General features: G+C 69.4%; 28 protein-coding genes. 19 read left to right on the top strand and 9 right to left on the bottom strand.

Annotated elements, in window-relative coordinates; all coding sequences use genetic code 11:
- The first annotated feature begins 294 nt into the window (after positions 1–294).
- The 4 genes from HUW46_RS14645 (at position 295) to HUW46_RS14630 (ending at position 6,399) form a co-directional block, all read left to right on the top strand.
- Positions 295–3,528, top strand: a complete 3,234-nt coding sequence (locus HUW46_RS14645) for an ALF repeat-containing protein (RefSeq protein ID WP_215547803.1) — start codon at positions 295–297, stop codon at positions 3,526–3,528.
- Positions 3,529–4,063: 535 nt separating this feature from the next.
- Positions 4,064–4,492, top strand: coding sequence for a hypothetical protein (locus tag HUW46_RS14640; RefSeq protein ID WP_215547802.1), 429 nt, complete (start codon positions 4,064–4,066; stop codon positions 4,490–4,492).
- A 9-nt stretch (positions 4,493–4,501) separates the two neighbouring features.
- A complete protein-coding gene (locus HUW46_RS14635) occupies positions 4,502–5,761 on the top strand; it encodes a sensor histidine kinase (RefSeq protein WP_254126173.1) in 1,260 nt (419 codons plus the stop codon).
- Positions 5,758–6,399 (top strand): response regulator, encoded by a 642-nt coding sequence (locus HUW46_RS14630; protein ID WP_256451428.1) that lies wholly within the window; start codon positions 5,758–5,760, stop codon positions 6,397–6,399. The genes HUW46_RS14635 and HUW46_RS14630 overlap by 4 nt, the downstream gene beginning before the upstream one ends.
- On the opposite strand, the gene HUW46_RS14625 is transcribed toward HUW46_RS14630, so the two are convergent.
- Both HUW46_RS14625 and HUW46_RS14620 read right to left on the bottom strand, forming a co-directional pair.
- Entirely contained in the window at positions 6,386–6,961 is a 576-nt protein-coding gene (locus tag HUW46_RS14625; protein ID WP_215547801.1) for a dihydrofolate reductase family protein, read from the bottom strand. The genes HUW46_RS14630 and HUW46_RS14625 overlap by 14 nt on opposite strands.
- Positions 6,962–6,988: 27 nt before the next feature.
- Positions 6,989–7,138 (bottom strand): hypothetical protein, encoded by a 150-nt coding sequence (locus tag HUW46_RS14620; RefSeq protein ID WP_215550547.1) that lies wholly within the window; start codon positions 7,136–7,138, stop codon positions 6,989–6,991.
- A 173-nt stretch (positions 7,139–7,311) separates the two neighbouring features.
- On the opposite strand from HUW46_RS14620, the gene HUW46_RS14615 reads away from it, so the two are divergent.
- A complete protein-coding gene (locus tag HUW46_RS14615; protein WP_215547800.1) occupies positions 7,312–8,046 on the top strand; it encodes a hypothetical protein in 735 nt (244 codons plus the stop codon).
- Positions 8,047–8,152: 106 nt separating this feature from the next.
- Here the strand turns inward: HUW46_RS14615 and HUW46_RS14610 are convergent, their stop codons facing one another.
- The 3 genes from HUW46_RS14610 to HUW46_RS14600 all read right to left on the bottom strand — a co-directional run bounded on the left by HUW46_RS14610 (position 8,153) and on the right by HUW46_RS14600 (position 10,700).
- A complete protein-coding gene (locus tag HUW46_RS14610; protein WP_215547799.1) occupies positions 8,153–8,884 on the bottom strand; it encodes a DUF4232 domain-containing protein in 732 nt (243 codons plus the stop codon).
- Positions 8,885–9,195: 311 nt separating this feature from the next.
- Positions 9,196–9,771, bottom strand: coding sequence for an HhH-GPD-type base excision DNA repair protein (locus tag HUW46_RS14605; RefSeq protein WP_215547798.1), 576 nt, complete (start codon positions 9,769–9,771; stop codon positions 9,196–9,198).
- Between the two features lie 17 nt (positions 9,772–9,788).
- The gene (locus HUW46_RS14600; protein WP_215547797.1) at positions 9,789–10,700 is read right to left on the bottom strand and encodes a phosphatase PAP2 family protein; all 912 of its coding nucleotides are present in this window, start codon (positions 10,698–10,700) and stop codon (positions 9,789–9,791) included.
- A 74-nt stretch (positions 10,701–10,774) separates the two neighbouring features.
- Here HUW46_RS14600 and HUW46_RS14595 point away from each other — a divergent pair, with 74 nt between their 5' ends.
- Positions 10,775–11,251 carry a GNAT family N-acetyltransferase gene (locus tag HUW46_RS14595; RefSeq protein ID WP_215547796.1) on the top strand — a complete coding sequence of 159 codons (477 nt, stop codon included), beginning with the start codon at positions 10,775–10,777 and terminating at the stop codon, positions 11,249–11,251.
- Here HUW46_RS14595 and HUW46_RS14590 read toward each other — a convergent pair.
- Complete coding sequence (locus HUW46_RS14590) at positions 11,248–11,610, bottom strand: DUF2203 domain-containing protein (protein WP_215547795.1); 363 nt, start codon at positions 11,608–11,610, stop codon at positions 11,248–11,250. The two genes, HUW46_RS14595 and HUW46_RS14590, sit on opposite strands and share 4 nt — an antisense overlap.
- A 218-nt stretch (positions 11,611–11,828) precedes the next feature.
- On the opposite strand from HUW46_RS14590, the gene HUW46_RS14585 reads away from it, so the two are divergent.
- From HUW46_RS14585 to HUW46_RS14570, 4 genes are all read left to right on the top strand, one after another.
- Positions 11,829–13,052, top strand: a complete 1,224-nt coding sequence (locus HUW46_RS14585) for an NADP-dependent isocitrate dehydrogenase (protein ID WP_215547794.1) — start codon at positions 11,829–11,831, stop codon at positions 13,050–13,052.
- 80 nt (positions 13,053–13,132) lie between these two features.
- Positions 13,133–13,321, top strand: coding sequence for a hypothetical protein (locus tag HUW46_RS14580; protein ID WP_215547793.1), 189 nt, complete (start codon positions 13,133–13,135; stop codon positions 13,319–13,321).
- Positions 13,322–13,433: 112 nt separating this feature from the next.
- A complete protein-coding gene (locus HUW46_RS14575) occupies positions 13,434–14,153 on the top strand; it encodes a hypothetical protein (RefSeq protein WP_215547792.1) in 720 nt (239 codons plus the stop codon).
- Positions 14,154–14,277: 124 nt separating this feature from the next.
- A complete protein-coding gene (locus HUW46_RS14570; RefSeq protein ID WP_215547791.1) occupies positions 14,278–14,622 on the top strand; it encodes an SH3 domain-containing protein in 345 nt (114 codons plus the stop codon).
- Here HUW46_RS14570 and HUW46_RS14565 read toward each other — a convergent pair.
- Entirely contained in the window at positions 14,619–15,359 is a 741-nt protein-coding gene (locus HUW46_RS14565; RefSeq protein WP_215547790.1) for an MBL fold metallo-hydrolase, read from the bottom strand. The genes HUW46_RS14570 and HUW46_RS14565 overlap by 4 nt on opposite strands.
- Positions 15,360–15,407: 48 nt before the next feature.
- Here HUW46_RS14565 and HUW46_RS14560 point away from each other — a divergent pair, with 48 nt between their 5' ends.
- Together HUW46_RS14560 and HUW46_RS14555 are read left to right on the top strand one after the other, a co-directional pair.
- The gene (locus HUW46_RS14560) at positions 15,408–15,845 is read left to right on the top strand and encodes an SRPBCC family protein (protein WP_215547789.1); all 438 of its coding nucleotides are present in this window, start codon (positions 15,408–15,410) and stop codon (positions 15,843–15,845) included.
- Positions 15,846–15,884: 39 nt separating this feature from the next.
- Complete coding sequence (locus tag HUW46_RS14555) at positions 15,885–16,685, top strand: exodeoxyribonuclease III (protein WP_215547788.1); 801 nt, start codon at positions 15,885–15,887, stop codon at positions 16,683–16,685.
- Between the two features lie 9 nt (positions 16,686–16,694).
- Here the strand turns inward: HUW46_RS14555 and HUW46_RS14550 are convergent, their stop codons facing one another.
- A complete protein-coding gene (locus tag HUW46_RS14550) occupies positions 16,695–17,480 on the bottom strand; it encodes a class I SAM-dependent methyltransferase (protein WP_215547787.1) in 786 nt (261 codons plus the stop codon).
- Between the two features lie 114 nt (positions 17,481–17,594).
- Here HUW46_RS14550 and HUW46_RS14545 point away from each other — a divergent pair, with 114 nt between their 5' ends.
- Positions 17,595–18,818 carry a cytochrome P450 family protein gene (locus HUW46_RS14545; protein ID WP_215547786.1) on the top strand — a complete coding sequence of 408 codons (1,224 nt, stop codon included), beginning with the start codon at positions 17,595–17,597 and terminating at the stop codon, positions 18,816–18,818.
- An 8-nt stretch (positions 18,819–18,826) separates the two neighbouring features.
- Here HUW46_RS14545 and HUW46_RS14540 read toward each other — a convergent pair whose 3' ends face one another.
- Positions 18,827–19,618 carry an alpha/beta fold hydrolase gene (locus HUW46_RS14540; RefSeq protein ID WP_215547785.1) on the bottom strand — a complete coding sequence of 264 codons (792 nt, stop codon included), beginning with the start codon at positions 19,616–19,618 and terminating at the stop codon, positions 18,827–18,829.
- Positions 19,619–19,679: 61 nt separating this feature from the next.
- On the opposite strand from HUW46_RS14540, the gene HUW46_RS14535 reads away from it, so the two are divergent.
- From HUW46_RS14535 to yhjD, 6 genes are all read left to right on the top strand, one after another.
- On the top strand, positions 19,680–20,099 hold the full coding sequence (locus HUW46_RS14535; protein ID WP_215547784.1) for a MarR family winged helix-turn-helix transcriptional regulator: 420 nt from the start codon (positions 19,680–19,682) through the stop codon (positions 20,097–20,099).
- A 33-nt stretch (positions 20,100–20,132) separates the two neighbouring features.
- Positions 20,133–20,561, top strand: coding sequence for an SgcJ/EcaC family oxidoreductase (locus tag HUW46_RS14530; protein ID WP_215547783.1), 429 nt, complete (start codon positions 20,133–20,135; stop codon positions 20,559–20,561).
- Positions 20,562–21,144: 583 nt separating this feature from the next.
- On the top strand, positions 21,145–21,603 hold the full coding sequence (locus HUW46_RS14525; protein ID WP_215547782.1) for a hypothetical protein: 459 nt from the start codon (positions 21,145–21,147) through the stop codon (positions 21,601–21,603).
- Between the two features lie 55 nt (positions 21,604–21,658).
- Complete coding sequence (locus HUW46_RS14520) at positions 21,659–24,199, top strand: bifunctional FO biosynthesis protein CofGH (RefSeq protein WP_215547781.1); 2,541 nt, start codon at positions 21,659–21,661, stop codon at positions 24,197–24,199.
- Positions 24,200–24,255: 56 nt separating this feature from the next.
- Positions 24,256–25,287, top strand: coding sequence for a tryptophan--tRNA ligase (gene trpS, locus HUW46_RS14515; protein WP_215547780.1), 1,032 nt, complete (start codon positions 24,256–24,258; stop codon positions 25,285–25,287).
- Positions 25,288–25,341: 54 nt separating this feature from the next.
- On the top strand, positions 25,342–26,349 hold the full coding sequence (yhjD, locus tag HUW46_RS14510) for an inner membrane protein YhjD (RefSeq protein ID WP_215547779.1): 1,008 nt from the start codon (positions 25,342–25,344) through the stop codon (positions 26,347–26,349).
- Positions 26,350–26,351 lie beyond the last annotated feature (2 nt).

Raw genomic sequence — 26,351 nt, 5'->3', positions numbered from 1 at the left:
CGGGTATATCGGCGAGCGTCCGGCTGGCGTGATCGAACCTTCTGGCCAGCTCGGCCACTACAGCACATTGGAGTTGGCGAATGGTAGGTGCCGCAGTGCGGATGTGATGGCGGTGACTGTTCTCGGGGTGTTTCCTGAAACTATCCGCCAGTCAACACCTTTCGTTGGCTCTGCCGGGGTTGTCGATGCGGTATTCCTGGTTGAGGGTCACGGTCAGTGGTTTCGCGGCCTGTATTCGTGTGTTCAATTCATTGTGTTTATTTGAATTATTCCGGTAGAGGGAAGTCAATGAGGTTGACGTCTGTTCTCGGCACGAGAGCCCGTACAGTCGCGGTCGCGCTGGCCGTCATCGTTTTCGGAGCCGAGGCGCACGGCGGCTCGGCGATCGCCGCCACGGTGCTGCCCGTTTCGTCCCAGGACACCGAGGACAAGCCGGTGTTCGAACTTCCCGCCCCCGCGAACGATCGCGCGGGAGTGGTGCGGTTGATGACCACGGGTGGCCCAGCGACGGCGCGCGCGGCGGAAGCCGCCCTGCTTGGGAGCGAGGCCGAACTGGCCGCGTTCCTCCGCGCCGAGCAGTATCGCGCGGCGGACACCGATGTCCGGTTCCGCACGGCGCAGTTGCTGGATGTGGGCGGGCGCAAGCTGGCCGAGGCGGTCCAGAACGCGTTGGGCGCGTCGGTCGAGGCACAGCGGACGTTGCTGCGTACGGGCTGGCGGGAACCGTGGAAGGCCGACCTCCGGCTGCAGGTCGCCCGGTTCCTCGGCGATGGCCGCAAGGTCGACGAAGCCGCGCAACGGGCGCTGGATGACGGTACGCAGCAGGCCATGGAGAACTTCCTGACGACGGGACTGCCCACGGCCCGGCAGGCCGATGACCGGATGCGCGTCGCCAGCATGCTGGGCACCGGCGGCCCGCAGCTGGAAAAAGCCGCCCAACAGGCGCTGGACGCGGGCAGCGCGCAGGCACTGCGCGAGTTCCTGGACAACGGGCAGAACCTCGCACGAGCACGCGATCAGGAGACCGCCACCGTGGCGGAACTGGCCGGTCAAGCGGATCGGGCCGGAAGAGAAGCCGCGACGCAAACGCGCGCGGCGGAAGACGCCGCAGAGCGGGCGATCACCGCGTCCCGGATAGCGAGGGAAGCCTCCGAACGCGCGGCACGGGAAGCCGCGGCGGCCAAGGACTCCGCCGGACGTGCCGGAGAAGCGGCGGGCCGGGCGGCCGATGCCGCCACCGGCGCGGCACGAGCCGCGCAGACGGCGATGACCGCGGCAGGGCAGGCCACGGCCGCGGCACGCGTCGCGGCGACTGCAGCGTCCCGTGCGGCCGTCGCGGCGTCGGCCGCTGGAGGTGCGGCCTCACGAGCGTTTTCCGCCGCTTCCGCTGCGGCGCGGGACAACAGGCAGTCGGTCGTCGCCCGCAAGGCGGCCGACGAGGCGCGCGCCGCCGCCGCCGGTGCCCGTCAGGCCGCCGCAGCGGCCGGTCACGCCAGCGCCGCCGCCAGCCAGGCGGGAAACGCGGCGCGGGCAGCCAGCGGCGCAGGCGCCAACGCCGCCGCCGCGGCTGCTGCGGCCGCCGCGGCGGGTGGGCACGCGAAGAACGCGGGCAAGCAGGCAAGAATCGCCGCGAACGCGGCCGCCAGGGCGCGTGCGGCCGCCGGACGCGCCACCCGTGCGGCCAACGCGGCCGAAGCGCTCGCCCGGCAGTCAGGGCAGGCCGCGGCACAGGCACGGGATGCCGCGAACCAGGCAGCCGCGCACGCGGACAATGCCGCTACTGCGGCGTACCAGGCGGCCGATGCCGCGTCCCAGGCGACGAACGCGGCCAACGAGGCCATGGCGCACGCGGTCAACGCGATCAAAGCCGCCGACATCGCCACGGCGGCGGCGACACGGGCGGGCGAGGTCGAGGAAACCGCGCGCAAGACCGAAGTCGAGCAACTGCAAGCCCGTACCGAGCAGGCAAGCCAAGCCGCACGACAATTGCGGACCGAGGAACAGGACCAGCAGTCCGACGCGGCATGGGACGAGGCCGAGAACACCCGCATAGGCGAGGAGACCCGGCAGCAGCTCGACGCCGCTGCCGCACCGGGCGCGGCACCGGAGACCGTCCTGGCGGAAGGGCGCAAGGCGGCGGCGAACCTGATCAAGACCGGCGGTCCGTGGACCAGGGTGGCGGCGGAGCACGCCCTCGCCGGATCTCCGGCAGAGGTCACTGAGTTCGTCACGACCCGTCGAGCGATCGCCGCGGAACAAGACGATCGCGCTCGCACTCGCTACCTCGCCGACAGCAGCGAGAAACCGGCGTTGAAAGCCGCCGCCGAAAAAGCCCTTGCCGGCAGTCATCCCGCCGTGCAGGAGTTCTTACGCACCCAGGACTACGAGGGAAGAGCGACCGACGACAGATTCCGCATCGCACAGCTGCTGGGGACCGGGCGTCCCGCGACCGAACGGGCGGCACAGGCCGCCCTTGACGGCACCGACGCGCAACGTCGAGACTTCTTGAAACAGGGCCTTCCCCGCGCCGCTGCCGCCGACGACCGGTTCGAAACCGCGCGACTGCTCGGAACCGGCGCCGCCGAACTCGAAGCCACCGCGCAGATCGCGTTGACAGGCCCCTCCTGGTTCCCGCAAGCGTTCCTCCAAGTCGGTCAGCACAACGCCCGCCGCCGGGACGAGAACACCGCGTCGCACGTCGCAGCCGTCAAAGCGCTTGTCGCGCAGGCAATGCGCACAGCGACCACGGCGCGTGCGGACGCGGCACGAGCCGCACAAGCCGCTGCCACGGCCCGCGGCGCAGCCGCGGAAGCGCGCGGATACGCCGACCAAGCCAAGTCCTCCGCCGACCAAGCTCGCGCGCACGCCAATCACGCCCGGCGATCCGCTCGCGCCGCCGAGGACTCGGCCAGGCGAGCGGCCCAGTCGGCCGCCGCGGCCCGTCGAGCGGCGAACATCGCGGTCGGACAGGCACGTGACGCCGCCAAGTCGGCACGAGCCGCGAACGCCTCCGCGGCGTCTGCGAGCAACGCCGCGCGAGCTGCCAACGCCGCCGCCGCACGCGCCCACGCTGACGCGCTCGCTGCGGGCCGGAACGCGCAAGCGGCCGCGCGAGCCGCCACCGCGGCCCTGCGCGACGCGCTCGCCAAGCCTTCCGTGCTGCCACCCGGCGGCGGAGGTGGCTCCGGAGGTGGCTACGGCGGCGCCGGACCCACGCCGGCCGGATGCCAGCAACGCGGCGGCGCCGGAAACTTCGTTACCCAGATGCTCTGCGGCCCCGGCATGATCACCAACCCCGACTGCAACACGCCCCTCAACCTCGGGTGCCGCTATCTGCGGGACAACCTCCTCACACCCCCGCCGCCAAAACCCGAAGAACCATTCTGGTCGGAATCCCGGCTCTGCGGCTTGGGGTCGATCGGTGCGGGAGCAGGATGGGCTGCGGGCGGTTTCTTGCTTCCTCCCTTTGCTTTGTTCATGGCAGGTGCGGGGGTCGGAGCGGGTGTGGCGTCGTGGTTGATGTGTTAATCTTGAGAGTAGAAGGGTGACGCGTAATATGGCTAAGAAGAGTATGTGGAGAACGCTGAGCATCGATCTTCGGGGAGGAACGGTAGGGCTGGTCAGCTGGAAGGAAGGGGTATCAAATTTTCTTCTGAGTTTACTTCTTTCGGCCAACTTTTTTCTTGCAGTCAATGACATGTATCCCCCTGTGTTGGGTGTTATCGTGTTGATACTGAATATTACCGCGCTGCTTCTCAGTATTCTCTATTGGAATAGTCGAGCTCGTCGTCGCTAGTTGTCTCTAGCCCTTTTGGGGTGAGCTGTTCAGCTCCAAGCGTGCGCGGCAACGGCATGGCCTTCGTTCAGGCGAGGCGGTAACACTTGACGCTCGTGCGCTCGAAAAGCCCGCGATCAGCCGATCGGTGGATCGGACTCCACTGCCCGGCTGGTCGCGAAGCTCAGCCACGCGCTCCGGAGATCGGTCGATGTGCGGCGGCGCCCCGAGTTGCGACGCTGGCCACCACGCAACAGGCTGGCGCCGGACACGGACAAGGACTCCACCATGAACGCTGCGATCTCCGAGGAAGCACTGAAGCACCCGCGCACTCTCGCGTTGTTTCGCGGCGTGAGGATCCTCGTCGGCTGCTACGTCGTCCTCAGTGTGCTCACGCTCCTCGCCGCGTACCTGATGCGCGACGACGCCGCGATGGTGAACGACGCGGTCTGGGTCCGGGGCGGCATCGTGGCCCTCACGTCGCTGCTGATGCTGTTCTTCGCCGTCGGCACCGGGCGCGGCCGCCCCCGCGCGTACCTCCGCCTGCGGATCGTTTCGGCCGTCATGGTCGTGGCCATCGCGGTCATCGTCGCGCTCCCCGGGTTCCTCCCGCTGTGGATGCGGATCGAGCAGGGCGTGTGCGGGCTGCTGCTGATCGGGGTCGTGGTGCTCGTCAACGGTGGGCACCTGCGTTCGGTGTTCACCGGTCGCGGCTAGGTTCGGGTCGTGCTGAGATCGGTTCCGCAGTCCTGGGTGGACGCTTGGGCGCACCGGCGGCGGCCGGTGGTCACCGTCGGCCCCTACCTGCTGCTGGCGGTGCTGACCGCGGTCACCGCGGTGGTGAAGCACGCGGAGACGACCTCGCTGCTCGTCGACCTCGCCCTGTGCGCGCTGGCCGCGGTGTGGATGCTGGTGATGTTCACGGCGCGCCCCTCGTGGCGGGACGAGCCGCGCCTGATGGCGCTGTTCCTGGCCGGGCTGGTGGCCATCATGGCCGTGCTCGTGGTCAGGGATCCGTGGTTCGGCTGTTTCGCGCCCGCGGCTTACGTCTACGCGTTCCGGCTCCTGCCGTGGCCGTGGCTGCTGCCCGGCGTCGCCGCGGTGGCGGTGGTGGCGGGGACCGCGCAAGCCAGCTCGGTCGACATGTCGACTTTTCTGGGTGTGCTGACCTACCTGGCCATCCTGGCCGTGAACGTGCTCCCGATGTGCGGATTCGCCTGGTTCGCTTGGCGCAACGCGGAACAGAACGAGCAGCGGAAGAGGACCCTCGAAGAACTGCGCGAGGCGAACCGCAGGCTGGAGACGACCGCGGCGGAGAACGCCGGTTTGCACGAGCGGTTGCTGGTGTGGGCAAGGGAGGTCGGTGTGCACCAGGAGCGGCAGCGGATGGCGCGCGAGATCCACGACACCCTCGCGCAGGGACTGACCGGGATCATCACCCAGCTGCAGGCCGCCGAGCACGCCGCCGCTGATCCGGCGGAATGGCCGAGGCACGTGGACGCGGCGACCAGGCTGGCGAGGGAAAGCCTGTCGGAGGCGCGGCGTTCCGTGCACGAACTGCGCCCCGAACCGTTGCAGACCGCGCGGTTGGGCGACGCGCTCGCCGCCGTCGCCGAGCGGTGGTCCACTTTGCACGGTGTGGGTGTCGAAGTGATGACCACCGGGACGGTGCGCGCGATGCCGCCGGAAGCCGAGTTCGCGCTGCTGCGCGCGGTGCAGGAGGCGCTGGCCAACGTGGCCAAGCACGCGCACGCGACCAGGGTCGGCGTCACACTGTCCTATTTGGAGCAGGAGGTCGCGCTGGACGTGCGCGACGACGGCAGGGGCTTCGACCAGGCACGGGTCCGCGACGGCGGATTCGGCCTCGTCGCGATGCGCCAGCGGATCGAAGGGGTGTCGGGCACGGTGGAAATCGAATCGGAACCGGGGCAGGGCACGGGAATTTCGGCCCGTGTCCCGGTCGCGCCGCCGGGAGCGGACGCGTGAGCGGGCAGGATCCGATCCGGCTGCTGATCGCGGACGACCACCCCGTCGTGCGGGACGGGCTCAGCAGCATGTTCGCGCGAGAGCCCGAATTCGAGGTGCTCGGCGAGGCCGCCGACGGTGTCGAAGCGATCCGGCTCGCGGAGGAACTGGCACCCGACGTGATCCTGCTGGACCTGCGCATGCCGGTGCTGGACGGGCTGACCGCGATCGCCGAACTGGCCAGGCGCGGGGTCGCGGCCCGCGTGCTGGTGCTGACCACCTACGACACCGACAGCCACGTGCTCCCGGCGATCGAGGCGGGCGCGACCGGTTATCTGCTCAAGGACGCGCCGAGGGCCGAACTGCTGCGGGCGGTCAGATCCGCCGCGCGCGGCCAGGCTGTGCTGTCCCCCTCGGTGGCCGCGGTGCTGATGAACCGGGTGCGGACGCCCGCCGCGGGGCCGTTGAGCCAGCGGGAACTGGAGGTGCTCCAGCTCGTCGCGGCCGGGACCACCAACAAGGAGGCGGCGGCGCGGCTGTTCATCACGGAGGCCACCGTGAAGACGCACCTGCTGAACATCTACGGCAAGCTCGGCGTCAAGGACCGGGCGGCCGCCGTCGCCGAGGCCTACCATCGCGGCCTGCTCACCCCTCGCTGACTTGGCGCGTGCGCTGGTAACGGAGGTAGAGGGTCCCGGAGCTGAAAGTCCTGGACTCGGTAAGCCGCAGGCCGAGTGGTTCGGCGAGCGGCGGGAAGTACGGCGTGCCGCCGCCGAGGACGACCGGCTTGACGAACTGGCGGTACTCGTCGATCAGGTCCCCGGCGATGGCGGCCGCGGCGAGCCCCGCGCCCGCGATGGACACCACGCCGTCGCCAGGCCGGTCGCTGAGCCTGCGGATCTCGGTGGCGATGTCGTCGGTGGCCAGCCGCGCGTTGCCCACGACCGAATCCAGCGTCCCGGAGAACACCACTTTCGGGATCGGCCGCCAGATCCGGGCGAACTCCAGCTCCGCCTCGCCGGGCATGGTCTGCTCGGCGTTCTCCCACACCAGCATGCTCTGGTACAGGCGGCGTCCGCACAGGTACGCGGCGAGGCGGCGGGTCTGCTCGGTGTGGAAGCGGAACAGCTCCGCGTCGGGCGCGGTCCAGCCGATGTCGCCGTCGGGTTTCGCGATGTAACCGTCCAGTGACACGCTCATCGAGTAGATCACGGGCAGCATCGGATCCTCCTCCGCGGTCGGGTGGCACTAAGCGAACCACGTACCGAACATCGAGTTGCGGGACCGGCCGCTGAGGCGCTCCCCGAGATCCACCGCCTGCGCTTCGGTGAGCAGGCAGATGTAATCGGCCACCGCCCTGGCGCGACGACCCTCCTTTTCGGACCTGAGCAGCCCCATGAACTCGCGATCCTCCTTGAGTATTGATCAAGGTCGGGTCGATGCTGTATTGAACTGGTTTCGAGATTTTTCGAAGTTGTGGCTTATGTGCTTTACCTGGAGTCGGCACGTCATCTTATTTGGTTTTGTTCATCTTGCCGGAGCGTCCGGCGAGACAGTGTTTAATGATGGCCATGAGTATCGAGGCGCACATGCAGACCAGGCTTGAGCTTCTCTACCTGGAGATAGATCTGGGGGACCGGCCAATGTCCACGTTGCTCGCGAGGCAGATTGCGTGCCTCGACGTCATCCAACGGCACTGCATCCGTATTGCGGCGGGCGAGAGCGTGGCACTTCCCGGGCAGGTTCAGGCCGTGCATCGACGCCCGCTGGTGTGGCAAGCAGATCCGACGGCGGAAATTCCCCCACCTCCACAAGGGTGGGAAGTTTTTGAATCGCCTCGTTCTCAAGCGGGCCATGAATCGTCAAGTTATGGAGTCGGCGCGTACCTGGCTGCTGCCGAGAGCGCCCTCGAGCGAGATTTTCGTGGGGTTGACGCGGGATTTTCGATCATTCGAAGCTCACTTGCCAGTCCGTGGGTGAACGTGCTCGGTGCGTTGGCGGAGAACTCCAAGCCGATCGCCTACGGAACTGCCGCGGTACTCGGCCTGCACAAGATGATGCGGATGGTCATGGAGTGGCAGAACCACCGGCAGGCACTGGCGGAGAGGCGTAGCAACCGCGGGATCCAGATCGCCGGTGAAGTGGATGCCGTGAACGTTGTGAAACGTCACATGGGGCCCGAAGTGGAGGCAAGCTGGCCCGCTGAGAAGACTCGCGAGGTTGCCTCGGCGGTCGCTTCCATGGAACGGGTCACCGTGTCGGACCTGGTCGATGAGGACGACCCGCGGGTGAAGGGGGCGCGGTAGCCGACGCGACTGCTAATCGCCTGAGCCACAGGCAAGGCGTGCCTGATCGGCGCCGAACGGGCGGGGTGCCGGAATCCCGGCCGCCCCACCCGCTTTCGGCCGCGGGTCACCGGACCTGGATCGGGCTGATGTAGGTGCCGGGGTGGGTCGCGCCGTCCTGCTTGACCAGGTTGCTCGGCACCGGCCAGGCCAGGATCTGCGTGTTGTAGGTGTGCGGCGGGGTCACCGCCATCCTGGCGACCTTCCAGCCGCTGGGGGAGTCGTCGGTGAGGTAGGTGAGGTTCGCGACGGTGTGCTGGCCGGGCGCCAGCGTCATCGGCCTCTTCGGTTCGGTCGTGCGCCGCATGTCCCACGAGGTGCCGTCGGCACCATCCAGCCGCGCGCCGGGGAAGCCGCGCACGACGCACGCCGTGCCGCCCTGGTTGGTCAGGATGATCGGGAGCTGCCACTGGGTTTCGCTGCCGTTGAGCTTCCTCGGCTGCGATGTCGTCACCTTCAGCTTCTTGCACTCCGGCGTCTTGAAGCCGCCGTGGCCCCTGGTGCCCTTCGCGTCCATCGCCGCGCCCTGGCCGCCCGCGTTGCCCTGTGGCGCGTCCGGCGTCTCCGCCGAGACTTCGTCCTTGGCGTCGGCCGCCGGGTCGGCTGGCACGGTGTCCGGGGTGTTCACCGGGGCGGCGCCGAGTCCGGCGCCGGCGCCCGCGGTGGGGCTCCCCGCGGCGGTTCCACCGGTCTGCTCGCCGGAGCAGGCGCCGAGTGCCCCCACCGCCGCCGCCAGTGCGACGACCGCCGTCGCGCCACGCCGGACCGCGGTGCCACTGATGATTCCCTTGACGTTCATTTCTTCTCCTCGATATCGCGTTTCCGCTGTTTCGCGGTGGCGTTCCGCTTTCATAGGCAAGGATGTCCGTGAACGCGATAAGATGGCCATCTGTGATCCACGACACTACATGGCAACCTGTTTATCGGGAGATATTCGACGTCATCGACGCAGCTCATGGGCTTGTGTCGTGCCGTGAAGGTGTGAGAGGTCAGGATAAAAGGACGATCGGGCAACCCCGTTCCTGCTCGTGTGCCAGGTTGGGTCGAGTGGCGCCGACGAAAAAGGCGGGCCGGTGGAATTACGCCGGCCCGCCTTTTTCGCTGCTGGAGCTATTTCGCCTTCGCGGCCGCTTTTGCCGCCTTCTTGAAAGCACGGACCTCGGCCAGTGTTTCCGGGCTGGTGACGTCCGCGATGGACCGCCGCGAGCCCTCGTCGCCGTAGGCCCCCGCCGCCTCCCGCCAGCCGTCCGGGGTGACGCCGAGCTGCTTGCCCAGCAGCGCGACGAAGATCTTGGCCTTCTGGTCGCCGTAGCCCGGCAGGGCCTTCACCCGGCGCAGCACCTCTTTCGCGTCGGGCTTGCCGGACTTCCAGATCTTGTCGGCCTTGCCGTCGTAGTGCTCCAGCACGTGGTGCGCCAGCGCGTGCACGCGACGTGCCATCGAACCGCCGTAGCGGTGGATCGCGGGCGGGGTCACGCACAGCTCCACGAACTCTTCGACATCGGTGTCCGCGATCTTGGTGATGCTGAACCCGTCCATCCGGTCCGCGATCTTCTGCGGTCCCGCGAAGGCGTGTTCCATCGGGAACTGCTGGTCCAGCAGCAGCCCCGTCAGCAGCGCGAACGGATCCTTGCTGAGCAGCTTGTCCGCGTCGGCGTTGCCGGTCAGGTGGAGTGCTTTGGCCATGACCTCATCCTCGCACGTCAGAGGGGGCGTTTCACCGGTGCCGGTTCGTCCTTGGCCAGCAACCCGAGGAAGGTGACCACGGTCAGCGCGCTGACGACGGTCGCGAGTCCGCCCGCCGCCGCCCACGTCTGCCTCGGGTCGGCGGCGGCGCCGCGCGTCAGCACGTCGTAGGCGGGTCCCGCGGAGCGAACCACGGTCCAGGCGGCGTATCCGAGCAGCGGCGCGATCGCCACCATGCGCGCGAGCGGCGGCCAGCGCAGGGAAGGAGTGCGCACGCCGCCGAGCCGGACGAGCACCGCGACCGCGACGCAGGCGACGCCGAGCGCGAGCAGGTTCCCGCCGACGGTGTCGCTGAGCCGGTGCCAGCCGACGGTCATCGTCATCTCCGCGATGCCGACGACGAGTGCCGAACCGAGCAGCGCGGTGCAGCCGCGCCAGGCGACCGGGACCACGATCAGCAGGCCGAGCAGCGCCGAGGTCGACATGGCGACGTGGCCGCTGGGGAAGCTGTTCTCGTTGTTCATCGGGTCGACGACGAGCTGCGGCCGGGTGAGCACCCAGCGCACCAGTACGCGATCGAGCCCCGCCGTCGCGGCGACGGTGACCGCGCCGGCGATCGCGAGCGCCGGCCGCCGCCGCACGAGCCCGATGGCGATGATGACCGCCACCACCGCGGCCATGGCGTACTCGGTGACGTAGGCGAGCCAAGCCCGCGCGCGCAGCACGGGCGGAGTGTCGAGCATCGCCGGGATCCCCTGGAGGACGTGGAATTCGAACGCCTGGCCGGGACGGGTCCACACGAACAGGAAGTAGGTGGCCGCGAACCCGAGCAGGCAAGCCGCCGCGGTCGAGGTGAACAGCCTGCCCCGCCGTCGCGGCGCCGCGATCGGCTCTGGCTCGCCGGCGACGGATTCGGTCTTCGTGTGCACGGAGTGACCGTACCGACCCCGTTTTGTCGGTGCCCCGTGCGATGCTGCCCGGAACTTCGACAACGAGGGGAGTCATGGGCGAAGTAGCCCTGCGCGAGGTCGCCGACGCCGATCTCGACGCGTTCTTCGAGTTCCAGCGCGATCCCGAAGCGGTCCGGATGGCGGCGTTCACGGCGGCCGACCCGTCGGATCGTGCCGCGTTCGACGCGCACTGGGCGCGCATCCTCGCCGATCCCACCACGACCAACCGGACGATCACGGTCGACGGCGCCGTCGCGGGGAACGTCGCGGCCTTCGAGATCGACGGGGAGACCGAGATCTGCTTCTGGATCGACCGGGCGCTGTGGGGGCGCGGCGTGGCGTCGGCGGCGGTGGCCGAGCTCCTCCGCGAGGTGCCGACGCGGCCGTTGCGCGCGCGGGTCGCCGACGGCAACGCCGGATCGGCCGCGGTGCTGCGCCGGTGCGGGTTCGTCGCCCGTGGACGGGAAAGCGGGTTCGCGAACGGGCGAGGGGAGGTCGTCGGGGAGGACGTCTTCGTGCTCGAAGGCTAGGGCAGCGGGCGGCGGCCCGCGAAGCCGATGTCGGCCCGGTGGTACCAGGTCAGGTCGTCGTCGCCTTCGAGCCAGCACAGCCGCACCGGCACGCCGTCGAGCTCGGCGGGGAAGTCGATCAGCAGCGGGGCGAACCCCTTCAGCTCGGCGCCGGTCTGCTGGACGACGGTCATCAGGTCATCCAGCCGCGCCTGCGCCGCCTTCAGCTCCGGCAGCCCGCCCAGCGGGCTCGGGTCGCCGTCCGGCGTCAGCGAGACGGCCAGCTCCGCCGCGTCCGCGCGCACCCGCACCAGCTCGTCGAGCGTCTCGCGCAGGTTCGCGAGCTCGGCGCGGGCTTCGGCCACCGTGAACAGTCCCATGCGCCCGAGGGTGCCAGAAGCCGCGCTCGGGGTGTGACCGGTGATCTGCCGCACATCGGGCGGGTGCCAGACTTGACGCCGACCACCACCTGCCCCGAAGCGGCTCGTCCAGCAGTACGCTTGTACCGCATACCACGAGACGTGCAGAAGAGGCGAAGATCCGCGAGAGGACCTGCTTGCAGGGTCCGACCCTTAAGCAGAGAGGAGCACCGCTGCTCATGGCCAAGATCAAGGTCCAGGGCACCGTCGTCGAGCTCGACGGCGATGAGATGACCCGCATCATCTGGCAGTTCATCAAGGACAAGCTGGTCCACCCCTATCTCGATGTGAACCTGGACTACTACGACCTGGGTATCGAGGAGCGGGACCGCACCGACGACCAGGTGACCATCGACTCCGCGAACGCCATCAAGAAGCACGGCGTCGGCGTCAAGTGCGCCACGATCACGCCCGACGAGGCGCGGGTCGAGGAGTTCGGCCTCAAGAAGATGTGGGTTTCGCCGAACGGCACGATCCGCAACATCCTCGGCGGCGTCATCTTCCGCGAGCCCATCGTCATCTCGAACATCCCGCGGCTGGTGCCCGGCTGGACCAAGCCGATCATCATCGGCAGGCACGCGCACGGCGACCAGTACAAGGCCACCAACTTCAAGGTCCCCGGCCCCGGCACGCTCACCATCAGCTACACGCCGGAGGACGGCTCCGAGCCGATGGAGCTCCAGGTCGCGAAGTTCCCCGAGGGCGGCGGCGTCGCCATGGGCATGTACAACTACCGCAAGTCCATCGAGGACTTCGCCCGCGCGTCCCTGCAGTACGGCCTCGACCGCGGCTTCCCGGTCTACATGTCCACCAAGAACACGATCCTCAAGGCCTACGACGGCATGTTCAAGGACGTGTTCCAGGAGATCTTCGACGCCGAGTTCAAGGCCGACTTCGACGCCAAGGGCCTGACCTACGAGCACCGGCTGATCGACGACATGGTCGCCTCCGCGCTGAAGTGGGAGGGCGGCTACGTCTGGGCGTGCAAGAACTACGACGGTGACGTCCAGTCCGACACCGTGGCGCAGGGCTTCGGCTCGCTCGGCCTGATGACCTCGGTGCTGCGCACGCCGGACGGCAGGACGGTCGAGGCCGAGGCCGCGCACGGCACGGTCACCCGGCACTACCGCCAGCACCAGCAGGGCAAGCCGACCTCGACGAACCCGATCGCGTCGATCTTCGCCTGGACCCGCGGCCTCGAGCACCGCGGCAAGCTGGACTCCACGCCCGAGGTCGTCGACTTCGCGCACAAGCTGGAGCGGGTCGTCATCGAGACCGTCGAGAGCGGCAAGATGACCAAGGACCTCGCGCTGCTCATCAGCAAGGAGCAGCCGTTCCAGACCACTGAGGACTTCCTCGCCACGCTGGACGAGAACCTGGCCAAGAAGATCGCCCAGGGCTGATCCAGTCACACCCAAGCCCCCGCGAGCGTGTTCTCGCGGGGGCTTTCGTGTGTCATCAAGGGAAACGCCACCCCTTCGCCGTGGAAGGCGCCAGTCTGTCCACTGTGGATAGTCAATTGACTCGCGAGGTCGAGGTGCGCCGCTCGGCGAGCAAGCGCTTGTGGCATCCCGCGGTCGGCTGGCTCGACCTCGAACGCGAAGCGCTGCACGATCCGGATTCCAGCTCTTCTGCACCGCGGCGCCCGGAACGCCGTCGCACGAGGCGCTGAAGCTGCTCGAAGTCGTCGGCACCCCGGACTTCACGACGGCGGACTGATTCCTTCCGGGCCCGTTTACCCGAACGCGAGACATCGGCTCACGGTGTCTGCTTCACTGCTCACCGTGCGAACGAGGGACGCGGGCGGCCGCGAGTGGGAGCTTTCCCGCCGGCTTTCCCCATGGCGGCGGATCATCCAGCCGATCAACCTGGCCTTCGGCCGGTACCGGCGGTACCAGGTCGTCCCGGTCGGCGGCGTCGAGGAAACGCCTCGCCAGCGCGCGAAGCGGGAACGCGCCGCCCGCGCCGCGGAACGCCGGGAAATCCGCGAAGGCATGATGGACCGCGGCGGCTGGTGGCTGCTGGCGTGGCCCGTGCTCGCGCTGTGGCAGCTCATCGCCGGGTTCGGTTCGACCGTCGCGCACCGTTCCGGCCAGTGGTTCCGGGTGATCAGCGCCGTGGTGCTGCTGCCGTTCGCGCTCATCGAACTCGTCGCGCAGCTCATCGCGGGCGGCGTGCTTCTGCTCGCGCGCGTGACCGGGATGGCGAAGTCCAGGGTCGACGTGCTGGCACATCCGGAGCACTTCGAGGCCGTGCATTCGCTGACCGTGCTCAGCGTCTCCGGGTTCGGAGCCGCAGGCAAGCTCGTCGAAGCGCTCCAGCAGCACCTGACCAGGACGAACCAGCCGTTCGAACCCGCGAAGGACCAGTACCTCGCGGGCATGCTGGCGCATTTCGGCGCCACCGTGGAACAGCACGTGGGGATGTCGATCCCGGAATCCGGCGCGGGCTGGGAAGCGGCGCGCGCGGTCGAGGGGATCATGGACCGCAGCCGCCGCTGGTAGCGGTGCGTCACTGCCCGGTGACATCGTTGGCGCCTCCGGGTGTCGGGCCTTCCTGCACCGGGCAGGCAAGCCCTACCCTGGGCAGGAGCGGGCCAACAAGCGGCCTGGCGAACGAGGAGCGCACGTGATACTGGGCATTCCGAAACGGATGCTGATCATCGGCGCAGTGTTGATCGGTATCGGGCTGATCTACGTGGTGGGACAGGGCAAGCAGTTCTCGTCGGGCGCGTCGTCCGGCTGCCGGGTGACCGTCACCGCCGACGTGCTGAACGTCCGTGGCGCACCGCTCGCGACGGCGGAGCTGGTCGGCAAGTACAACCAGAACGCCGAGATCGACGCGCAGCCCGAGGTGCAGAACGGGTTTCGCAAGCTCGCCGACAACAAGTGGGCGTCGACCCAGTTCCTGAAGCCGGTGGACGAGGCGAAGTGCACGGTCCCGCCGCCCGCGCCGCCGTCCCCCGCGGGCTAAGGCAGTTCCACGACCATGCCTTCGGTGGCGGCGAGCACTTCGCCGCCGAACCGTTCGCGCGCTCGCGCGACGGACGCGGCCCGGTCGGCGCCCGGCCAGAAGTGGGTGAGCAGGAGTCGCCGCGCGCCCGCTTCGGCGGCGAACGCCCCGGCCTCACCCGCCGTCATCAGGTAGCGCGGTCCGGTGGTGGGCTTTCCACCGGAAAGGGTGGCTTCGGCGATGACCAGATCGGCGTCCCTGCTCAGTGCGGCGAGCGCGGCGCTCGGCCCGGTGTCGCCGGTGTAGGCCACGGTCAGGCCCGGCGCGGTGAGCCGGACGCCGTGGTTCGGCACGTGGTGCGGCAGCGGGAACGCGATCAGCTCCAGCGGGCCGATTCGCCCGCCGCGGGCGAGGTCGTGGAACTCGAACACGGTTTCGGGATCGGGACGCGGTTCGAGCGCGCGCAGGACGCGCAGCACGCCCGGCGTGCCGTACAGCGGAAGCCTCGGCCGCCCGCCGTGCAAGTGTTCGCGCACCCTTCCGAGCGCGCTCACGTCGACGCAGTGGTCGGGATGTTCGTGCGTGACGATCACCGCGTCCACGGCACCGTCCGGGACCGTTTCGAACAGCCGCGGCGCGGTCGCGTAGCCGAGGTCGAGCACGATCCGGAAGCCGCGGTGGGTCAGCAGGTAGCCGCTGCACGCGCGGCCCGGCTCCGGCCAGGCGCCGCAACTGCCGAGCACGGTCAGGGTGGTCACGGCGCCCAGCCTTCCGTAACGGGACCGCGGCCGCCGCGACTACCGGGAATGAGGCTCGTCCGGACCACCGTCACGACGCCGCGCCCCGCCGACGAGGTGTACGGATTCCTCGTCGACTTCGAAAACCAGGCGCGGTGGCGGTTCGACGTGCTCACCAGCGAGCTGATCGCGGGGGAGACGGGCGAGGTCGGCGCACGGTACCGCCAGCGCGTGAAACCGGGGCGCCGGATCCAGCTGAGCGAGGTCGAGCTGGCCGAGGCGCGGCCGTCGTCGGAGATCGCCTTCCGCACGCTGGATCCCGGTCCGGTGACGGTGTCCGGGGCGTGGCACATCCGCGACGGAACGGGGCGCACCGAGGTCGTGTGCGAGGTCGCGATCGCCACGCGGGGGCCGCTCCGGCTGGTCGAGCCGCTGCTGGGCCCGTCGCTGCGCAGGATCGCGGCGCGGTACGGAAAAGCGCTGGCCGAGCGGCTCGACGGGCACTGACCGCGTTCGTTGTCGGTGCCCACCGGTACCCTCCGGCGCGTGCTGACCCTTTCCACTGTCAACGTCAACGGCCTGCGCGCCGCCGCCAAGAAGGGCTTCGTCGAGTGGCTCGGCGCCACCGAGTCCGCCGTCGTCGCGTTGCAGGAGGTGCGCGCCCAGCCGGACGAGCTGATCGCGGCGGTCCGCGAGCCGGACGGCTGGCACACCTCGCACGCCCCGTCGGAGGTCAAGGGCCGCAACGGGGTTTCGGTGTACACCAGGGGCGAGCCCGAAGCGGTCCGCGTCGGCTACGGCGAGCCCGAGTTCGACGGCAGCGGCCGCTACCTCGAAGTGCAGTTGCCCGGCCTGGTGGTGGCGAGCCTCTACCTGCCCAGCGGCGACGTCGGGACCGAGCGGCAGGAGCAGAAGGAGCGCTTCATGGCGTCGTTCCTGCCCTACCTCACCGAACTCCGCGCGAAGGCGGCCGCCTCCGGCCGCGAAGTGGTCGTGATGGGCGACTGGAACATCGCGCACGCCGAGATCGACATCAAGGCATGGAAGACGAACCAGAAGAACTCCGGCTTCCTCCCCGAAGAGCGGGCGTGGCTCGGCCGCGTCTTCGACGAGGCCGGTTACGTCGACGTGCAGCGCAAGCTCGACCCGGAAGGCCCCGGCCCGTACACGTGGTGGTCGTACCGCGGGAAGGCGTTCGACAACGACGCGGGCTGGCGCATCGACTGCGTGATGACGACACCCGGCCTCGCCGAGAAGTGCACTTCGGTCGTGGTGGAACGGGCCGAAACCTACGCGCAGCGGTGGTCGGACCACGCCCCGGTGACCGCGACGTTCGACTGGCCGTGAGCACGCCGGTCAGCTCGGAACCTTGCGCCCCACCAGGTGGAAGATGCGGCTGAGCTGGCGGTAGGGGTCCCGGCGACCGGCTTCGAGTTCGACCTCCGCGGCCGCTTGCAGGCGCGCCGCGTCGGCCGGGTCCACGGCGGCGCCGCTGAGGTCGAGCCAGTCGACGAACAGCCAAACTCCGTACCAGGAAAGGGTTTCCACGCCCCTGTTGCGCACGAGTGCGCTGAGTTCCGCCACGGTGGTGGCGTAGGTCGGCAGGCCGAGCACGCCGGTTTCGCTCCTGGCGTCGAACGACGCGAGCGCGTCTTCCCAGCGCCGTTCCAGTGCCGGGCGCACGGCCGCCGCGTCAGCGTTGCCCGCCATGATCGAGACTAGGCCACCGGGGGTGGCGCACCGGCAGAGCTGGTCGATCACCGGTTCCGGGTGTTCGAGGTAGCCGAGCACTCCGTGACACAGCACGGCATCGAAGCGACGGCCGCCCAACGCTCCTGCGGCGTTTTCGCCACCGGCTCGCACGAACGCCACTCGCTGCCGGACCTCCTCGGGCATTCGCTGCTGCGCCTTGTCCAGCATGCCCTGCGACGGGTCGAGCAGCGTCACGTCGTAACCGGCTTGGGCGAGTGGAAACGATTGGTGGCCCGCTCCGCCGCCGACGTCGAGCACGGACGCCGGAGGTGGCGGCAGGTGTTCCAGCAGTTGCCGGTGCATCACGTAGGTGCGTACGCGTCCCTTCGCGGTCGCGTACGCCCCGTCGGCGAACTGGTCGGCCAGCCCGGCCCAGGTGTCATCGTCCATCGCACCACGATACAAGTTAGTGGTTAGTAACCAATAACTTCACGGGTCGGGTCCTGGCCGTCGAGCGGTATTCTCGGTGCACCGCGAAACCCGGCCGCGACCCGAGGACGTGACATGTCCGATGCTGGCTGCCCGATCGTGATCGACCCCTTGGTACGCGACCTCGACGGGGAGACCCGCAGGGTGCGCCAGGCGGGCGCGCTGGTGCCGATCGACCTGCTCGGTGTGCCCGCTTGGTCGGTCACCCGGCATTCCGACGCCAGGCGGCTGCTCACCGACCGGCGGCTGGTGAAGGACCTTGGCCGGTGGCGGCTGTGGCGCAGCGGGGAAGTCACCCGCGAGTGGCCGTTGATCGGCATGATCGATCCCGGCCGTTCGATGTTCACAGTGGACGGTGCCGAACACCGGCGGCTGCGGGCGAAGACCGCGCAGGCGGTCACCCCACGGCGGTTGGAGAACCTGCGCCCCGTGATCGAACGCGTGACCCGGCAGTTGCTGGACGACGTGGAAGTGCGAGGCGCGCGCGGACCGGTCGACCTCAAGCCCGTTTTCGCGCGGCCGCTGCCGATGACGGTGATCAGCGTGTTGATGGGCGTGGATCCGGCCTTGCATCCCCGGTTGCACGTCCTCTACCGGGCGTTCTTCTCGACGGTCACCCCGCAGGACGAGCGGCTGGCCGTCATCGGCGAACTCGATCGCGTTTTCACCGAGATGGTCAGGGCGCGGACCGCGCGGCCCACCGACGATCTGACCAGTGCCCTGATCCTCGCCGACCAAGGCGGGGAACCGCTCACGGAGGCGGAGGTCGTCGGCACTCTGCAGGCGATGGTCGGGGCGGGGCACGAAACGACGATCGGCTTGATCCTCAACGCTGTGCGCGCGCTGCTGACCCATCCGGACCAGCTCCGCGCCGTGCTCGACGGCGCGGTCGGCTGGGACGCGGTCATCGAGGAAACCCTGCGCTGGGACACCCCGGTCAGCCACCTCCTGATGCGGTTCGCCACCGAGGACATCGCGGTGGCGGACGGTGTGATCCGGGAGGGTGACGGCGTGGTGATCTCGTACCGTGCGATCGGCAGGGACCCCGAACACCACGGTCCGGACGCGGACGAATTCGACCTCGCCCGTACCCCGGCGGCCAAGCATCTGGCGTTCGGGCACGGCCCGCACATATGCCCCGGCGCCGCGTTGTCCAGACTGGAGGCGGGAATCGCCCTCGCTGCCCTCTTCGTGCGCTTCCCTCGTCTGCGGCTCGCCGTGCCCGCCGAAGAGCTGCGGAACGAGCCTGTGCTCACTCAGAACGACGTCCACTCCCTTCCCGTCCACCTGCACGGGTGACTTCGGGCTCATACCGGCGCCGGAGTTCTGCGGGCGAGGTGCGCGTCGAGCAGCGCGAAGGTGGCTTCGGGTTGTTCGAGGTGCGGCAGGTGGCCCGCTTCGGGGATGACGTGGAACCTGCCGTCGCCGAAGGCGTTGGCGTAGGCCTGGCCGTAGGCGGGCGTGACGATGCGGTCGCTTTCGCCCCAGAGCAGGAGCGCGGGCACGTCGACCTGGCGCAGGCGGCGCAGCAACGCCGGGTCGTGCATGTACGGATCGCCCGCGAGCACTCGCATCGTGGCGGCGTTGGCCTCCTGCGCGGCGCGTTGCGCGGGCGGAACGTTCGCGGGGTCCTGGTAGTACCGGGCGGAGTCGTGCCAGGCGTATTCGGCGAGGCCGCGGGCGTCGAGGGCGAAGAAGTCCCGGATCGGCTCGGACTTGACCCGCACGCCGACGGCGTCGATCAGCACGAGGTCGGTGATGGTGCCCGCCGTGTCGCGGACGGCCATCTCCGCGGCCGTCCAGCCGCCGAGCGAGGAGCCGACGACCACCACGTCCCGCAGGCCGAGGTCGCGCAGGTGGTGGAGGTAGGCCACGGCGAGGTCGTCGATACCGGTCAGCCAGTCGGGGCGGCCGGTGCCGTTCCAGCCGGGATGGGTCGGCGCGAGGACGTGGTGGGTGCGGGCCAGGTGGTCGGCGAGCCCGGCGACCGTGGCGGGGCCGCCACCGCCGTGCAGTACCAGCGCCGGGCGGCCGGATCCGGACTCGGACATGGTCAGGGAAAGGTCGGGGTGCAGGGAAGTCCTGTGGTCGGTGTGCATGTGGCCACTGTAACTAAACATCTTTAGATAAGCTAGTTTAGTTTTGGTCTACACTGCTGCCATGCCCCACGAGCTGCAACCCATCGGAAAAGCGGTCAAGCGCGCGCAGTACCGGCAGCACCGGGCGCTCGACAGCAGGCTCGCCGCGGTCGGCACCACGCTGGCGCAGTGGGACGCCCTGCGCGCGATCGACGCTTCGCCGGGCGCGTCGGCTCGCGAGCTGGCCGTGGCCACGTTTCAGAGCGAGCAGGCGTTCGGCACGCTCGCCGGGCGCTTGGTGGCGCTGGACCTGATCGAACGGCGGCCCGGTGCCGGGCGCCGCATCGAGCACTACCTCACCGCCTCCGGCGAGCGGGTCCTCGCCGCGGGGCACCGGGTGGCCGACGACGTGCTCGCGGCGTGCTTCGCCCCGCTGTCGGCGGTCGAGCGCGGGCTCCTGCTGGAGTTGCTGCACCGCCTGACCGAGGACGAAAACGCTTGACCTCCAGCGAAGTCGAGGTAGCAGGCTGGTCGCATGACCACTCCACGTCCGTCCTTAGTGGACGAAGGATCCGCCGAGGACCGCGCGGCGATCGCGAAGATCATTGAGGACACCGAAACCGCTTACAACACCAATGATCCCGAGCTGATGAGCGAGCACTTCGCGTTGGACGCGACGGTGGTGAACGCGGTCGGCGGGCGCGCCTCGGGCTGGGCGGAGCTGCACGACGCGAACGAGCGCGGGCTCGCCGGATTCCTGCACGACCAGTACGTGCGCTACCAGGTGACCGGGATCGACTTCCTCGGACCGGATGTCGCGCTCGCTTACAAGGCCGCCCGCGCCACGAAACCGGACGGCGAACTGATCGACATCGACCCCGCGATGGTCGCGCTCTACGTCGTGGTGAAGCGGAACGGCCGGTGGTGGATCGCCGCGAGGCAGAACACCCTCGTGCCCGCCTGACGCCCGCGGGTGGCGGGAGTGTGGTGCGAGGGTCGAGTTCGCGGCGTCTACCGCCCCGAAGGCCACCGTCGGGGACGAGCGGCCGCGGCAGCAGCCCGCCGCGAGGGCCGCGATCGGGACGCTCAACGCCCCAAGGGGAGCCTTCGGCGATGTACACGGCCCGATCTGACCTCTATAGAAGCATTTTCGGGGCACGAGCGACGCGTGCCCGGCAGCACCGTGGCCGGGGCAGGGCCCGAGCGAGTGTGAACCGTCGCGGCGGCTGAACTCGGGGCGAACGTCGCGAAACTTCTGTCCGTTCGGCCCGAGAACGGGCGGACGTGAAAGCCGGACGCCGCTCGACTCGTTCGGCTGACGGGTCGCGGACCGCGCTCGGTCGCTCACCGGCCGTTGACCTCCGGCGATGCCGGGCGCTCCACCCCGGCGTTTTCGGCTCCCGAGCAGCCGCTAGCCTCTTGCCCCGTGTTGATCACACCGTGCTCGTCGTGCCTGGCAGGGCTTGACACGCTCGGTAGCTTTTGGATCATCAACACGCCTTGGCATCCTTCCTTCGGGTGACGATTTTGGTGCGGGAGGCACTCCGGTGCGCAACCGAGTACGGCCGTTGCGGCGGGCGAACGCGCAGGCGAAGCGCGGCGCCGTCGTGGTGCTCGTGATGGTGATCGCCGTCGTGACCGGTGCGGGCGCGGCGTCGGCGGAGACGCTCGCCCAGGGCGAGCCGGGCGCCTTCACGTTCGGGATCCTCGGCCCGGTCGGTCTCGTGGCCGTGGGGATCGGTGTGCTCGGCATGGCCGCGGGCGTCATCCGCCAGCGGAAGAAGGCGGCAGCCAAGGCCGCCGAAGCCCTGGAGCCGGTGGCCGAGGAAGAGCAGGCGGCCGAGCCCGCGCTCCGCGAAGTGAGGACCAAGACCTGCATCGCGGGCGATCTTCGCGCCGACCTCCCAGCCGACTTCCGCGTCGAGGACGATTCGACCCGCCCGGTGCTCAGCCCGGTCGCGCGCAGGCGCGTGCGGTCCGCGGTTTATTCCCGATCCGGCGAGTAATCCCTCACAGCGAAAGCCCTTAGCAGCACGGCGAAAACGTCCGTAGGCTCTGGTGATGGCTGAAAGCGTGTCGATCACCCCGCCCGAGCCGAAGCCTTCCCCGTCCGCGATGCGCAGGGCCTTGCGCCGCGCCGCGGACGGTGTCGCGCTCGACGTCACGGAATCCGCGGTCCTGCTGCATGCCCGCGGCGAAGATCTCGACCAGCTGCTCGCCGCCGCGAGCAGGGTGCGGGACGCCCATCTCGCCGACCAGGGGCGCAGCGGGGTGGTCAGCTATTCGAGCAGTGTGTTCATCCCGCTGACCAGGCTGTGCCGCGACCGATGTCATTACTGCACCTTCGTGACCGTGCCGGGCAAGCTGCACTCGATGTACCTCGAACGCGACGAGGTGCTGGAGATCGCGCGCGCGGGCGCGGCGGCGGGCTGCAAGGAGGCCCTGTTCACCCTCGGGGACCGGCCGGAGGACCGGTGGCCGCAGGCCCGCGAGTGGCTGGACGCCCGCGGCTACGACTCCACTGTGGACTACGTGCGCTCGTGCGCGATCGCGGTGCTGGAGGAAACCGGTCTGCTGCCGCACCTCAACCCCGGCGTGCTGAGCTGGGAGGAGCTGCACCGGCTCCGCCCGGTCGCGGCGAGCATGGGCATGATGCTGGAGACCACCGCCGAGCGGCTCTGGTCGGAGAAGGGCGGCCCGCACTACGGCAGCCCCGACAAGGAGCCCGCGGTCCGGCTGCGCGTGCTCGACGACGCCGGTCGCGTCGGCGTCCCGTTCACCACCGGAATCCTCGTCGGGATCGGCGAAAACCGGACCGAACGGGCGGAATCGCTGCACGCGATCCGCACGCGCGCCCGCCAGTACCGCAACATCCAGGAGATCATCGTCCAGAACTTCCGCGCCAAGCCGGACACCGCGATGCGGCAGGCACCGGACGCGGACATCGAAGACCTCGCGGCGACCGTCGCCGTCGGCAGGCTCCTGATGCCGCCGGGCGTGAGCGTGCAGGCGCCGCCGAACCTCGTCGGCGACGAGCACGCGCTGCTGCTGCGCGCCGGGATCGACGACTGGGGCGGCGTTTCCCCGGTGACCCCGGACCACGTGAACCCCGAACGCCCTTGGCCCGCCGTCGAATCGCTCGCCGAATGGACCAGGGAGGCCGGGTACGACCTGCGCGAGCGGCTCGCGGTGTACCCGAAATACGTTGCGGCGTCGGAAAAGTGGCTCGACGTCCGGCTGCACCCGCACGTCCACGGACTGGCCACACCGGACGGGATGGCCGACCAGGACGCGCCGATCGTCGGAAGGCAGTGGCAGGAGCCCGACGGCGGGCTGGAGACCGTTGGCCGCGCCGATCTGAACTCGTCGATCGACACCGACGGCCGCACCTCGGACCGCCGCGGCGACTTCGACAGCGTCTACGGCGACTGGGACATCCTGAAGACCCAGGTGTCCGGCAGTTCGGCGCCGGAACGTCTCGACGCGGACGTGCGCGCCGGGCTCGCACTCGCCGCGGACTACCCCGGCGCGCTGCTCGAACCGATCCACACCGACGCCGCGATGGCGCTGCTGACCGCGGACGGCGAAGCGCTGGAAACGATGGCGCGCCTCGCCGACGAGCTGCGCGCGGACGTGGTCGGCGACGACATCACCTACGTGGTCAACCGCAACATCAACTTCTCCAACGTCTGCTACGTCGGGTGCCGGTTCTGCGCGTTCGCCCAGCGCGAGCGGGACGCCGACGCGTTCCGGCTCTCGGTGGACGAGGTCGCCGCGCGCGCCGTCGAAGCGTCGCAGGCGGGCGCGACCGAGGTGTGCATGCAGGGCGGCATCGACCCGAAGCTGCCGGTCAGCTACTACGCCGACATCGTGCGCGCGATCAAGGCCGCGGTACCGGACATGCACGTCCACGCGTTCTCGCCGATGGAGATCGTGTCGGCGGCGTCGAAAGCGGGCGTGGCCGTCGAGGAGTGGCTCACCGAGCTGCGGGACGCGGGGCTCGGCTCGATCCCGGGCACCGCGGCGGAAATCCTCGACGACGACGTGCGCTGGGTGCTGACGAAGGGCAAGCTGCCCGCGCAGACCTGGATCGACGTGGTGTCCACCGCGCACCGGCTCGGAGTCCCGTCGTCGAGCACGATGATGTACGGCCACGTCGACCACCCGGAGCACTGGCTCGGTCACCTGCGGGTGCTGGCCAGGATCGCCGACGACACAAGGGGTTTCACCGAGTTCGTCGGCCTGCCGTTCGTGCACCACAACGCGCCGATCTACCTGGCTGGCGTGGCGCGGCCGGGCCCGACCATGCGGGACAACCGCGCGATCCACGCGTTCGCGCGGCTCGCGCTCAACGGCCGGATCGACAACGTGCAGTGCTCGTGGGTCAAGCTCGGCGACGAGGGCACCGCGCAGGTGCTGCGCGGCGGCGCGAACGACATCGGCGGCACGCTGATGGAGGAGACCATCTCGCGCATGGCGGGCTCGGAGCACGGTTCGTCGCGGACCACCGCCGAGCTGGACCACCTCGCCGCGCTCGCGGGACGGCCGTCGCGCCAGCGCACGACCACCTACGCGCACCAGCGCCTCGCCGTCATGAGCTGACCCGGGGGCACCGGGGTGGGTACCCGCCCGCCCCGGTGCCCTGGGAGAATCGGGTCGTGGCCGAAGAACAAGAGAAGACCGCCACGCGGCTTCGCGTGCTGTCCGGGATCCAGCCCACCGCCGATTCGTTCCACCTCGGCAACTACCTCGGCGCGCTGCGCCAGTGGGTGCGGCTGCAGGACACGCACGAGCCGTTCTACTGCGTCGTCGACCTGCACGCGATCACCGTCGAGCAGGATCCGAAGGTGCTGCGCGAGCGCACCCGCCGCTCGGCGGCGCAGCTGCTCGCGATCGGTGTCGACCCCGAGCGCAGCGCGCTGTTCGTGCAGAGCCACGTGCCAGAGCACGCGCAGCTGAGCTGGGTGCTGGAATGCCTCACCGGGTTCGGCGAGGCGAGCCGGATGACGCAGTTCAAGGACAAGGCCAGCAAGCAGGGCACCGACCGCGCCAGCGTCGGGCTGTTCACCTACCCGGTGCTGCAGGCCGCGGACATCCTGCTGTACCAGGCGCACGCGGTCCCGGTCGGCGAGGACCAGCGCCAGCACCTCGAACTCTCGCGCAACCTCGCGCAGCGGTTCAACAACCGGTTCGGCAAGACCTTCGTCGTGCCGGAGCCGCACATCGTGAAGGACACCGCGAAGATCTTCGACCTGCAGGACCCGACGTCGAAGATGAGCAAGTCGGCGTCCACCGCGAACGGTCTCGTCGAACTGCTCGAAGATCCCAAGCGCGCGGCGAAGAAGGTGCGTTCGGCGGTCACCGACACCGGCCGCGACATCATCTTCGATCCCGAGAACAAGGCAGGCGTGTCGAACCTGCTGACCATCTATTCGGCGCTCACCGACCGGAGCGTGGACGACCTCGTGGCCGCCTACGACGGCAAGGGCTACGGGGACCTGAAGAAGGATCTCGCCGAGGTGCTCGTCGAGTTCGTGACGCCGTTCCAGGCCCAGGTCCAGTCCTATGTGGACGATCCGGCCGAGCTGGACAAGGTGCTCGCGCGCGGTGCCGAGCGAGCCAGGGAGATCGCTTCGAAGACGCTGGCGACGGCGTACGACAAGGTGGGTTTCCTGCCGCCGCTGGGGTGAGTGGTCCATACCGCTCGCGTTGCGAGGGGTACTCAGCGTGGTTAACGTCCATTCGTGGCGAACGACGAAAAAGAGAAGCTGCTTCCGCGCCTGCGCCGGAAGTACCCGTGGCTCGATCACGTGATCAGGGCCAACGAGGCCTTCACCGAGCGCTACGGCAACCACTACGCCGCGGCGATCACCTACTTCAGCGTGCTTTCGGTGATCCCGGTGCTGATGGTGGGGTTCGCCGTGGTCGGGTTCGTCGTCGCGGGCGACCAGTCGATCATCACCCAGATCACCGACGGCATCAAGAAGTCCGTGCCGGACGGCCTCAACGGCATCGTCAGCCAGGTCGTGGAAACCTCGCTGAAATCGCGTGGCGGCGTCGGCGTGTTCGGGCTGCTGATCGCCCTGTACTCCGGCATCGGCTGGATGAGCAACCTCCGCGACGCGCTGACCGCGCAGTGGGGGCAGGAGAAGAAGCAGCTGCCGCTGGTGTCCACCACGTTGAAGGATCTCGCCGCGCTGGTGGGGCTCGGCGTGGCGATGATCGTGTCGTTCGGCCTGACCGCGGTCGGCGGCGGGGTCGGGAAGTTCCTGCTCGACGCGGTCGGGCTCGCCGATCAGAGCTGGGCCGTGTGGCTCCTGCGCATCGCCACGATCCTGCTCGGCCTGCTCGCGAACACACTGGTGTTCCTCTGGGTGCTCTCGCGGCTCCCGCGCGAACGCGTGCAGATGCGCAGTGCGGTGAAGGGCGCGATCCTCGCTTCCGTCGGGTTCGTCATCCTGCAGCAGGTGGCCACGACCTACCTCGCGAGCGTTTCGAAGTCGCCGAGCTTCGCGGTGTTCGGGCCGGTGCTGGGGTTGCTGGTGTTCGCGAACCTGGTGTCGCGGTTCCTGCTGTTCGTGACCGCGTGGACGGCGACGGCGAAGGAAAACCAGGTGCGCAAGGTGGTTCCGCCGCCACCCGCGGTGATCCGGCCGGAGATCCGGGTGCAGCAGGGCCCGGGTTTCGGTGCCGCGGCAGGCGCTTTCGGCGCCGGTGCGCTGTTGGGATGGCTCGGAAAGCGTCGCCGATAGCT

Source organism: Amycolatopsis sp. CA-230715 (assembly GCF_018736145.1).
Lineage (GTDB): Bacteria > Actinomycetota > Actinomycetes > Mycobacteriales > Pseudonocardiaceae > Amycolatopsis.
Note: the sequence above shows the minus strand (reverse complement) of the source record. Positions and strands in the feature narration are given on the sequence as shown.

Bases quoted from the DNA above. Each gene is read 5' to 3' on its own strand.
- HUW46_RS14640 (WP_215547802.1), top strand. From the start codon at position 4,064: ATGAACGCTGCGATCTCCGAGGAAGCACTGAAGCACCCGCGCACTCTC.
- HUW46_RS14625 (WP_215547801.1), bottom strand. From the start codon at position 6,961: ATGCTGCCCGTGATCTACTCGATGAGCGTGTCACTGGACGGTTACATC.
- HUW46_RS14620 (WP_215550547.1), bottom strand. From the start codon at position 7,138: ATGGGGCTGCTCAGGTCCGAAAAGGAGGGTCGTCGCGCCAGGGCGGTG.
- HUW46_RS14615 (WP_215547800.1), top strand. From the start codon at position 7,312: ATGAGTATCGAGGCGCACATGCAGACCAGGCTTGAGCTTCTCTACCTG.
- HUW46_RS14610 (WP_215547799.1), bottom strand. From the start codon at position 8,884: ATGAACGTCAAGGGAATCATCAGTGGCACCGCGGTCCGGCGTGGCGCG.
- HUW46_RS14605 (WP_215547798.1), bottom strand. From the start codon at position 9,771: ATGGCCAAAGCACTCCACCTGACCGGCAACGCCGACGCGGACAAGCTG.
- HUW46_RS14595 (WP_215547796.1), top strand. From the start codon at position 10,775: ATGGGCGAAGTAGCCCTGCGCGAGGTCGCCGACGCCGATCTCGACGCG.
- HUW46_RS14590 (WP_215547795.1), bottom strand. From the start codon at position 11,610: ATGGGACTGTTCACGGTGGCCGAAGCCCGCGCCGAGCTCGCGAACCTG.
- HUW46_RS14585 (WP_215547794.1), top strand. From the start codon at position 11,829: ATGGCCAAGATCAAGGTCCAGGGCACCGTCGTCGAGCTCGACGGCGAT.
- HUW46_RS14560 (WP_215547789.1), top strand. From the start codon at position 15,408: ATGAGGCTCGTCCGGACCACCGTCACGACGCCGCGCCCCGCCGACGAG.
- HUW46_RS14550 (WP_215547787.1), bottom strand. From the start codon at position 17,480: ATGGACGATGACACCTGGGCCGGGCTGGCCGACCAGTTCGCCGACGGG.
- HUW46_RS14545 (WP_215547786.1), top strand. From the start codon at position 17,595: ATGTCCGATGCTGGCTGCCCGATCGTGATCGACCCCTTGGTACGCGAC.
- HUW46_RS14540 (WP_215547785.1), bottom strand. From the start codon at position 19,618: ATGCACACCGACCACAGGACTTCCCTGCACCCCGACCTTTCCCTGACC.
- HUW46_RS14535 (WP_215547784.1), top strand. From the start codon at position 19,680: ATGCCCCACGAGCTGCAACCCATCGGAAAAGCGGTCAAGCGCGCGCAG.
- HUW46_RS14530 (WP_215547783.1), top strand. From the start codon at position 20,133: ATGACCACTCCACGTCCGTCCTTAGTGGACGAAGGATCCGCCGAGGAC.
- HUW46_RS14520 (WP_215547781.1), top strand. From the start codon at position 21,659: ATGGCTGAAAGCGTGTCGATCACCCCGCCCGAGCCGAAGCCTTCCCCG.